Source organism: Pirellulales bacterium (assembly GCA_035533075.1).
Classification (GTDB): Bacteria; Planctomycetota; Planctomycetia; order Pirellulales; family JAICIG01; genus DASSFG01.
In genome coordinates, this window is sequence record DATLUO010000076.1 from 20,362 (window position 1) to 30,228 (window position 9,867).

Below are 9,867 nucleotides of genomic sequence, written 5' to 3' on the forward strand. Positions count from 1 at the left end.
CGTGTCCTGCCGCACCCAATGAACCACGGTACTCGTATCGAGGGCAATGAGTTCATTGTCGGCTAAAGTCATGAAAGTCGCTCCAGCGCGGCGGCAACCTCTTCGTCCGTCTCATCGCCGGGCCATTGCCCCATAATTGCGGCCATCCCCGAGCGCGGACCTTGCGCTTTGTGCAACTTGGAAATGTCGAGCTTGGCATGCGAGGGTGTCGGCATTCGCGAGAAGATTGTCGACTCGTTCTCGCCAGGCTTTACGGCTTCGGCATCGACTCGCAACAGTTTTTCCGAAGCCCGGTAGACGGCTGTGCCGAGCACGAGCACTCGGGCACGCCAGAGATGGCGCATGCAGTCAGCCTGGTCGTCTGGGAAAACGCCGACCACCTTTTCTCCTGTGTCGAGCAGCAGCGAAAACTGCTGCGTGCTGGCCACGAGACCGTCCAGTTGACCAACGAGCCGAACCCGCTGCGGCGCCGGCGTTCTGCCGAGCAAACATCTGGCCGATTCAGCGACCTCCGGCGACAGGCGGGCCGGCGCATCGGGCCCGAAACGGCGGCTCAAAACATCAAATTCGCGGAACGGTCCTCGCTTAAACAATCGCCGCGAATTGGCGATGCGCCTTAACAGCGGAGGGTCGTAATTCGGACTATCGGCGTTGCGCCGCTCGACGTCGGCCAGCACATCGGCGAGCAAGTCGAAGCCCGTGTCATCCGCGAGGGGGCGGGACTCTGGAAACAGCGATTTCTGGGAATAGATTTCGGGGGCGGCGTCTCCCAGCCGTGGCGCCTCAAACCAGAGCGAAGTTTCGCCATTGCTTTCGTGCCCGACAAAACGAACATCCGCGGCACGTTCCAGCCAGGCCGGGCATGGCCCTCGCGCGGTGCTGCAGCTCCGCAGTGCCATCGAGGTTGCTTGCCGAACGGCCAGCGGCAATTCAGCCAGCAGAAGTCCGATGTGGCGCGGCGGCAACTTCCCGTGAAATTGCCGATCGCTTCGCAGCAGGATTTTCTGGGCGACAGTCGTCATGGGCGTTTCCTTTTATGGCTAGTCGGCGGGTCATGGAGTTCGCATTCCTCAATTCTACATCGTCGGGCTGCGATCCCCTATTCCAACGTCCGCTTCGCCCCGTTCGTGTCGCAAAGTCGAGCGACTCAACTTGGGCCGTTCAACCGGCGCCACCCGCGCCGCCTTCGGTTGCCGCCCCTGACTAGGCCGGTTAAGATCGAGGTTTGCCCGCCGGCAGCCCGCCCCACCACGTTTTCACCTCTGCGATGCTCAAGCGCGACGAGGACTACTTCAAAGACACCACCATGACCTTCGGGGAACACCTCGAAGACCTGCGCGCGTGCCTGGTGAAGGCGGTGCTGGGCCTGGCCATCGGCGTCGGCATCGGGCTGTATTTCGGCGACTACATCGTCAAGCTGATCGAAGATCCCTTGGTCGCCGCCCTGGGCGACTTTTACCTGACCGAGGCCACCAAGACCTACGCCGAGTGGCACAAAGAGCGGACCGAGGCCGGACTGCCGGTCCCTTACACAATCAAGCAGGTCGAGCACCTGGTGAGAGACCGGCAGTACCTGTTCGAAATCCGCTACCTCGATCCGGTCCAACTGCTCATCGCGCTGGGCGACAGCGACCCGCGAGTAAAAAAGCTGGCGCCCAAACCGCACGGGCCGGACGCCGTCGTCGAGCCGAAGGACCTGGTGCCGGCGTTCTTCTGGCATCCGGTCGCGGAGGATGAGCGGATCAGCCCCACGGTGCTGAGCGTCCAGGAAGGCTTCATGATCTGGTTCAAGGCGGCCTGCGTGTTCGGCATCGTCCTTTCCAGTCCCTGGGTGTTTTATCAGATCTGGGCCTTCGTGGCGGCCGGGCTTTATCCGCACGAGAAGAAGTATATCCACGTCTTTCTGCCGTTCAGCATCGGGTTGTTTCTGCTGGGCGCGGGGATGGCCTACCTGTTCGTGTTCCAGCCCGTGCTCGGTTTTCTGTTCGGCATCAGCGGCGCGCTGGGCTTCAAGATCGACCCGCGCATCAGCGAGTGGATGGGGTTTGTGATCTTTCTGCCGCTGGGCTTCGGCATCAGCTTCCAGCTTCCGCTGGTGATGCTGTTCTTGGAACGGCTGGGCATCTTCAACGTGCAAGCCTATATGCAGCGGTGGCGGATCGCCATCCTGGTGATCTTCGTGCTTTCCGCCATCCTTACGCCCGCCGATCCCTACACGATCTTCTTCATGGCCATCCCGCTCACCGTTCTCTATTTTGGCGGCGTTTTGCTCTGCCACTGGCTGCCCCGCGGGCGAATTACCCCAGACGCCGCGGAATAAGTCGTGTTGTCCAGATTTCCACGCCCCCCTATAATCACGTCCACGTTTTTTTCCGGCGTCACCGAACCGCCGCTGGCCGGCCCGCGTATCGAGCAATGTCAGCAGGGTTGTTCAAACACTAACCCGACGCGCAAGCGAGGCAAGCTCGTCGTTCGTCCTCGCTGGCGCTTCGGGTTAGTGTGGCACGGCCGCCCCGGTCGTGCGGATGCGTTGTGTCGGGGCAACCTTGGTGGCGTTTGGGAATCACGCCGCGGCCGACGGGTGTGGCGTGATGACGTTGGTGTGGCACGGCCGCCTCGGCTGTGCCGCAACGACAGCGTTTGCCGCGTCGGCAAAGGCGACACACTTGTTTACGGTATTGGTTTACGGCACAAGACCAAGCGTGAGGGATTGGTTCAATCATCGCCGGTCGGCGAGTCGATGAGACGGGCACAGAGTTTCCGTGCCCGCGAGGTCGACTCCCAAGACATGGACAGCGGCGCCGGTGAGATTGAAGTATACTGGCTTGAACGGAGGTTGACGGTCTGCGGAGCGTGTTAGCTCAAAGAGGTTCGGTCGGCCAAGACAAATCGACGCCCGTTTCGGGCAGGCCGCAGGAACAGCCGAGCTAAAGCCGCGGCGTTTACTTCGTTCGCATTGTCCGGCTAGGATCTAGCCTGGGAGGAGAACCATGCAAATTTACGGTCCTGCGCAGTTACACGGTCCGCAAGCGATCAGCTCGCCGCACGTTCGGCCCGCGTCGTCCGATCCGGCAGGCTCATTGCAGCCCGCCCAAGACGAGTTGCAGATTTCCGACGCCGGCCGCCTGGTCGACCTGGCCAACCAGGTTCCGGACATCCGACAAAACCGCGTCGACTCGATCCGCGCCCAGATTGCGGCCGGCACCTACGAGACGCCCGACAAGCTCGACGCGGCCTTGAACCGGTTCTTGGACGAAGTGGCGTAACGTAGCCCGCTTGCTCCGCAAGCGGAACCGCACGGGCCGTAGCCCGCTTGCTCCGCAAGCGAGACCGGCGGGCCGCCTTAGACCACTTCGATGCGATTCGTAAGCGGCTTGTCGTCGGCCAGAGTCATCGCGGCCTGTTGCGCGAGCTGCTTGGCGTAGTAGCTCGGACATTGGCCGTCGAGAAACACTCCGTCGCGCCGCACTTCCACGCGCAGGTTCTGCACCGAGCCCGCGGTACGGCGAGTGACGACGCGGGCGATGCGGGCCGCCAGCTTTTCGCCGCGCGAATCGGGCGTGGCCGGATGGTAGACGGGTGCCGGGTCGATCAAGAATTCGGAAAGCGGGGGTCGATTGCGTTGCTCGCTCATGTACGTTTCCTTACAGCCGCCTGCTCGAAGGTGGGCAGGTGTGGTCAGGCGGCCGCGCCGTGTTGAACGACGCGATTTCCATAGGAAGATAGGGGTGGAATTCGGGCATGCCCGGATCCCTCCTTGGGCCAGGTGTTCCACGCACCGTCACTTTAGCGCACTTGGACGCATTTTGTCAAGTAGCCGGCCCACGCACTCGCGGTCGATCCGGTAGAGAACGATCACTTCGGCAAACGGTTCGTCGAGTCGCGCGGGAAACACGACCCGGCGGCCGCGCCGGTCGGCGACCTGCGGATCGGGCCAAGGGTTTGCGAGATGTCGGGCGACCGCGGCGGGCGGCAGATAATCCAGCAGGGTCGCGAGGTTGATGTCGTTCGGCACCACGGCGATCGGTTCAAAGCAGTGTAAATGTTCGCGAAGGGAGGCTAAGGCAAGCTGATGGTTCTCCCCATAGGCACCCCAAAAATCCACCGCCAAAAAGCATTCGCGATCTGGGGCGACGCGCGGGAGCCAGCGGTCAAAGGGAACTGCTTCCAGCGGGGTCCATTGTCGCTCGACATACAAATCCATGGCGGGCAGCCCCTGGCAGAGCACCATGGCGTCGCTCCGCAGCTTGGCGTCGAGCACGGCGTCGCCCAGCGCACGATACGAGTACCGCGTCGACCAGCGGTCCCAGACCCTGCGACTCGGCAGCAAACCGAACGGATGCGAGCCGATTGCCAAAATGAAGGCGGCAAGGCAGCCGGCCGCCAAGTACCCTGCGGCGACGCTGCGGCTGCGAGGGGCCAAGACGCGCCCTTGCGTCTCGCTGGTCGAGGGTCCGCGCACGAGGGGCGCGACGGCGGTCGCTATGAGCCACACGGTGAGGGCAATCACCGCAGGCAGTGCGGGCACGAGCAGCCGGGTGTAGGGATGATAGAAGGGAGTCAGCACCAAAAACGCACCGGCCCAGACGGCGAAGAAGATTTCGCACCAGCGCCCCCAGATGAGTGCGGGTGCGATGGCGAAAGCGGCCAAAATGAACAGCGTGGCATCGCCCCCGCTGACGGCAATGGCGCCTAAACCGCAGATGACCACCAGAACGGCCATGCCCGAACGTGCCTGCGGGCCGGTTCGTCGATGCGCCGGCGGCACCCGTCGGGCGAAATACCCTCCGGCGACGGCAGACGCAAGCAACGTAATCAACCAGCCGTAGTGTCGAAACGCCGAGAGCGATGTCCAGAGGCGTGCCGCCCGCGGTGGCCAATCGTCGAGGCGGCCGACGTAGCGAAGGTGGTTGCGAGTGACGGCCGCATATCCGCCCGGATAGGTTTGTTCCACGTAACGATACCAGGGAGCAAAACAGCCGACTGCCACCAGGGCGGCCACAAACAGGGCCACGATCATGGCCGGCCGCGCGAAGCTCGGTTTGCCGTCGGTATCACCGCGATCGAGCAGCGACCCGCGCAGTGCCACGATGAGCCAGGTGGTCGCGGCCATGGCGAGCAACATCCAGCCGTTGTATTTGGTGTTCCATGCCGCGCCGGTCGCCAGTCCCACGCCGATGGCCCATGCCGCCAAGGGGCCGAGTTGTGTCGCTCGGCCGCTGGCCCGCGGCTGCGGTGCGGTGGTCGCCATTTGGCTCAGCAGATAGCCGCCCAAGACGAAGAAGAACGTGAGGGTCACATCGGTCAAGGCCATGCGCGAAAAGGCGACGTGCAGGTCGCTGGCGGCCAGGAGTCCGGCGCCCGCCAATGCCAGCCAGTCGTCGTAGAGCCGCCGCAGCCAGTAAAAGTAGATGACCACCGTGGCGACACCCACGGTTGCCGAGAGGTAGATGCCCATGATCGGCCAGGGCGTTTGCGTGATGCCGAAGGCGGCGGCCACCATCCACGGCAGCAGCGGCGGGGCCTGTAGCGGCTGCGAAAGAGGAAAGTGCCACAGCCCGTTGAGCCACACTCCGAACGCACCCGAGACCAGCACCCCCTCGTCGAAATGAGCCAGCGAAAGCTGCCCGATGTCTGCCCAGCGCAGCGCCACCGCGACGGCGATCATTGCAGCGAGTCGCAGCTTGGAATTCACGGCATTGGCGTCAACGGGACTAATGCTTACCACCTGGTGCGGGGAGGAACGAACCTCCCTTGATTGCCACAAGTGCCTTTCGCATTAACAACTTACAGCGCCGGAGAGAAAACACCAGACTGCTAGCACTCCGGTGCTAGCATCCCCCAGAGCGAAGCATTACAATCACGTGGCCGGATTGGATAATCGGACACCGAAGGGGATTCGGCGAAATGTGGGTCGCGCAAGGAGAAGGATGATGAGTGCGACGAAGACAGGCACCGTGGTGCAAGTTCTCGATCTGGACGTGGCCATCATTGAATCGCTGCCTGAATCCGTGTTGTCGGAGTTGATTGGCTTTCTCGAGTATGACAATCGGCTGGCCTGCGAAGACCAGCAGGGGCGCAGCAGGGCCATCATCGAGAGCGTCGCGGACAAGACGCGAGCGTGACCGGGCGGCCTTTCGGCCATCGCCCCGGTCGCATGTGCTGGGCGCGGCCCGTGCCTTCGCGCGCCCGCAGGCGTGCGTTACCTTGCACCCCTCGGCGACGTTTCCGCGTTGCTGCACTATACTTCACGCGGCCGAGAATAAGATGTTTTGCCGCGAGGAAAAACGGTGGCTGGGGCAGAGCTTGGCCAGATAGCGGCTGGCGACTTCAACAGCGTGACGGCCAAGCGATGCCCCGGTGCGTCCAACCGGGGCATCGCCTGGCCGCCGAGATGAACGGAGTGCCAGCCTCCACCTGGCCCGGCTCTGCCCCAGCCACCGCCGATGTCTCATTCCCGGCCGCGTGAAGTATAACTGAACAAGCAAGCCGCTCCATGATCACGCTCGTCACCGGCGCCACCGGGCTGGTAGGCAACAATGTCGTCCGTCTGCTGCTCGAGCGCGGCCATCGCGTGCGCGTGCTGGGCCGAACGGGTTCGGACTCCCGACCGCTGGCCGATCTTGACGTGGAGCGCGCGACCGGCGATATCCGCGATGCGGATTCCTTGCGGGCAGCATGCCGCGGCGTGGGCCGTGTGATTCATGCCGCCGCCCGCGTTCACATCGGTTGGAGCGGACTCGCCGAACAGCGGGCAGTCAATGTCGAGGGGACTCGCAACGTCGCCTTGGCTGCCCGTGACGCGGCGGCGAGGCTGGTCCATGTTTCGACGGTCGACACGATGGGTCGCGGCACGCGGCAATGTCCGGCCGATGAAGAAACGCCGCTTGGGCGCCACGTCGAGTGCCCCTATGTCGTGACCAAGCGCGAGGCGGAAAAGCTCGTGCTCGAACTGGTGCCGCAAGGACTGGACGCCGTCATCGTGAACCCGGCCTACATGCTCGGGCCCTGGGACTGGAAGCCCTCGAGCGGACGCATGCTGCTGGCGGTGGCCCGCGGACAAGGGTTCGCCGCGCCGCCCGGCGGCAACGACTTTTGCGACGTCCGCGACGTGGCGGCGGGAATTCTGGCGGCGGCGGAAACGGGCATCGCCGGTCGCCGCTATATCTTGGGCGGCCACCCCCTGTCGTATTACGAAGCCTGGTCGCTGTTCGCCGAGATCACCGGACGCCGCCGACCGATGCGCGTCATGCGAGTGCCCGTCGTTCACATGTTGGGCGCTTTGGGAAGTTTGTGGGGACGAATCACTGGCCGCGAGCCCGACCTGAATCGCGCAGCGGCGGCAATGTCGGTGATGGAGCACCACTTTTCCGCCGAGCGAGCGGTCCGCGAGCTCGGCTACCAAATGCGTTCCGTTCGCGAGACCGCCGTGGCGGCCTGGGAATGGTTTGTCGGTCATGGCTACGCGCGTCTGTAGGGAACCTACCCACGTTCCCTATTCCTTCGGCGCGGTCCGCATAACAATCCGCTTCGCTGGAACGTGAGAATTTCTCTAGCCGTAACAACCGCTACGGCGATGACAGATGAGTACGGCTTTACGATTGTGTCGGGGGAACTATGCGGGTTTGGTTGCGTTGGAGCTTGCTTCTGGTTGCGACGGCGGCCGCGGTGGGGTGCTCCCATCAGGGCCGGCGTCGGCCGGTGGCGGCGACCGGCAGTCTGCCGCTGGAAGCGACCTTGCCCACCACCCGCATTCACGGCCAGCCGTTCGACGACCGCAACGTCGGCACGCTCGCCGAAGTCGACGACGCGCTGCGACCGTCGCTACCGCAACCTGCAGCCTACCGGGCACTCTCGGCCGAGCAGTGCCAATGCTTGGCGGTCAAGGCTTCGTCGGAAGGCGACAGCATGGCCAGCGAACGCCGCGCGTTGACGATCACGGCTGCGCCCCACGGCCTTTCGGAAGACGAGCGGCTGAAGATCCAGGTGCTTTGGGCCAGCGAGTTGGAAGCCCGTAACCATTCGGCGGCGGAGGCGCTGACCACCTATTACCACATCGCCCAGGCAGAGGCGGACCGCCCCATCCTGGCCAAGAGCTTGCAGGAGATCGACGACGCGCTCGCCAATGTGGGCCGACTGCGGCAGCACGGCGTGCAGGTGCCTTTCGACGACGGCGAACTGAAGCGGCAACGGCTGGCCTTGCTCGACAAGCAGCTTGAGCTTACCGGCCAGCTCGACCAGCTCAACGCAAAGCTCGTGCAGCTTTTGGGACTGAGCACGCCGGAAGTTCGGCCGCGACTATGGCCGACGGCCGACTTGACGGTCGTGGTTGCTCCCTCCGACATCGACCTGGCGGTGGCGGTGGGCGTTGCGACGCGTCCGGAGCTGCGGCTGCTGTCGTCGCTGCGCTCGTCGCTGAAGGCCAAAAACGTCGCCATCACTCGCGGCGTGGTGGGCGGAGCGAGCACCCTTGTCGGCTCGCAGAGCAAGTTCACCGGTCTGGTGTCGCTCTTGGACTTCCCCGCGATACTCGGACAACGCCGGGCAAATCGACGCGAGCTGCCCACCCGCCAGCGGCAATTGGCGGAGCATTACGAGCAACGCCGGCGGGAGGTGACGGCGGAGATTCAGCAGGCCGTGCTCGAAGCCGAATCGAGCTTGCGGCGGACGGCCGTCGAGAAAGAAACGGTCGTCGCTTGGCGCGCCCAGCTCGACGAGCTTGCCGAGAAGAAGCGGATCGACGAGGCCACTTTTGTCGACATCACACGGGCCCGGCTGCGGCGGCTGGAGGCGGAAAGCGACGAGATCGAGCAAATCGTCGCCTGGAAAATCGCGCTGGTGAAAGTCAAAGAGGCGCAGGGCGTGCTCGTCACCGAGTGCCAAGGCGCGCATTGCGGATTTCTCGATTTCCCGGTGATTCACGAGACGAGCGGCGGTCCGACGGCGGAATTCCATACACCGGAAGACGGCTTGCCGGAACCGCCGCGCGACGCAGCCGACACGGATGAGACTGACGAGGAACCTGTGCTGAAGAATCTCGGCGATCCGGTCTCGGTCCTCAAGTCGGCGGCCGTGCCGACGACAGGAGCGGGCGGCACGCCCAGCCAAGGACCGCGGGGGGACACGTCGATCGGCGAGTCGGATCTGCCGGACATGGCCGTGGAACCGCCGCAGGCGGACGAGACGGTGAACCCCTGAGGGTCGTAGGGTAGGACCAGCTCGCTTGCGAGCGCCGGCCCACCATGTTCAGGCGTCAGGCAACGTCGTCACATCGCGCCGACGCGTCGAGGCACCACGTCCCACAGCGCGGCGTCCACGCCGCGCCTGACGGTTGCCAATCGCTGCTCGTCGTGGTCAGGTCGCCCCGCTGGTTTCGGTTGCCGCGGGCTCGGGCGGCAATTTTTTGACTTCGAACTTGCGAAACTCCGCAAGTGTTGTGCGTGAGCAAAATCAAGACGCCATCGGTGCCAAAGCGCGAACGAACGACCACGCGATTCATGTCAATCCTCAAGTTTTTAATGCGATGGAACCCCACGCAATTATAACCGGCGATCTGGAACCGGCATTCAACCACAAAGAGCACCAGGACCGCAAAGGCGTTCCTGCCCTTCTTCGTGTTCTTTGTGCCCTTGGACCATAACCGAAAGCCGTCGGCCGCCAGCTTGCCCGTTCGTCGCACAGCACCGCCAAGCTGACCACTTCTCGATGATACAACTTGTAGGCCGAAGTGTTGTCGTCGAACATCCGCCGCGAGAACTCTTTTTCGTAAAAACCCTGAATCTCGACGTGAATGAACAACCAGCACTCCCCGCCGTCTTTGAGCCAGACCTTGAAGAGCATGTCCGCGACTTGCTTTCCAGCCCGAGC

The 9,867-nt window shown here is 63.7% G+C and carries 9 protein-coding genes; 5 read left to right on the plus strand and 4 right to left on the minus strand.

Features of this window, described 5'->3' with window-relative positions; genetic code table 11:
• Positions 1 to 68: 68 nt before the first annotated feature.
• On the minus strand, positions 69 to 1,022 hold the full coding sequence (locus tag VNH11_10160) for a hypothetical protein (GenBank protein HVA46715.1): 954 nt from the start codon (positions 1,020 to 1,022) through the stop codon (positions 69 to 71).
• A 245-nt stretch (positions 1,023 to 1,267) separates the two neighbouring features.
• Here VNH11_10160 and tatC point away from each other — a divergent pair, with 245 nt between their 5' ends.
• Both tatC and VNH11_10170 read left to right on the plus strand, forming a co-directional pair.
• Complete coding sequence (tatC, locus tag VNH11_10165) at positions 1,268 to 2,320, plus strand: twin-arginine translocase subunit TatC (protein HVA46716.1); 1,053 nt, start codon at positions 1,268 to 1,270, stop codon at positions 2,318 to 2,320.
• A gap of 670 nt (positions 2,321 to 2,990) precedes the next feature.
• Positions 2,991 to 3,266 carry a flagellar biosynthesis anti-sigma factor FlgM gene (locus tag VNH11_10170; GenBank protein HVA46717.1) on the plus strand — a complete coding sequence of 92 codons (276 nt, stop codon included), beginning with the start codon at positions 2,991 to 2,993 and terminating at the stop codon, positions 3,264 to 3,266.
• Between the two features lie 77 nt (positions 3,267 to 3,343).
• Here VNH11_10170 and VNH11_10175 read toward each other — a convergent pair whose 3' ends face one another.
• A complete protein-coding gene (locus VNH11_10175) occupies positions 3,344 to 3,634 on the minus strand; it encodes a BON domain-containing protein (GenBank protein ID HVA46718.1) in 291 nt (96 codons plus the stop codon).
• A gap of 147 nt (positions 3,635 to 3,781) precedes the next feature.
• Positions 3,782 to 5,695: a phospholipid carrier-dependent glycosyltransferase gene (locus VNH11_10180; protein ID HVA46719.1), complete on the minus strand. Its 1,914-nt coding sequence runs from the start codon at positions 5,693 to 5,695 to the stop codon at positions 3,782 to 3,784.
• A 235-nt stretch (positions 5,696 to 5,930) separates the two neighbouring features.
• On the opposite strand from VNH11_10180, the gene VNH11_10185 reads away from it, so the two are divergent.
• The 3 genes from VNH11_10185 to VNH11_10195 all read left to right on the plus strand — a co-directional run bounded on the left by VNH11_10185 (position 5,931) and on the right by VNH11_10195 (position 9,198).
• Positions 5,931 to 6,125 carry a hypothetical protein gene (locus tag VNH11_10185; GenBank protein ID HVA46720.1) on the plus strand — a complete coding sequence of 65 codons (195 nt, stop codon included), beginning with the start codon at positions 5,931 to 5,933 and terminating at the stop codon, positions 6,123 to 6,125.
• 371 nt (positions 6,126 to 6,496) lie between these two features.
• Positions 6,497 to 7,477, plus strand: coding sequence for an NAD-dependent epimerase/dehydratase family protein (locus VNH11_10190; GenBank protein ID HVA46721.1), 981 nt, complete (start codon positions 6,497 to 6,499; stop codon positions 7,475 to 7,477).
• 164 nt (positions 7,478 to 7,641) lie between these two features.
• Entirely contained in the window at positions 7,642 to 9,198 is a 1,557-nt protein-coding gene (locus tag VNH11_10195) for a TolC family protein (protein HVA46722.1), read from the plus strand.
• A 309-nt stretch (positions 9,199 to 9,507) separates the two neighbouring features.
• On the opposite strand, the gene VNH11_10200 is transcribed toward VNH11_10195, so the two are convergent.
• On the minus strand, positions 9,508 to 9,867 hold a 360-nt coding region (locus VNH11_10200; GenBank protein ID HVA46723.1), incomplete at its 5' end, for a hypothetical protein.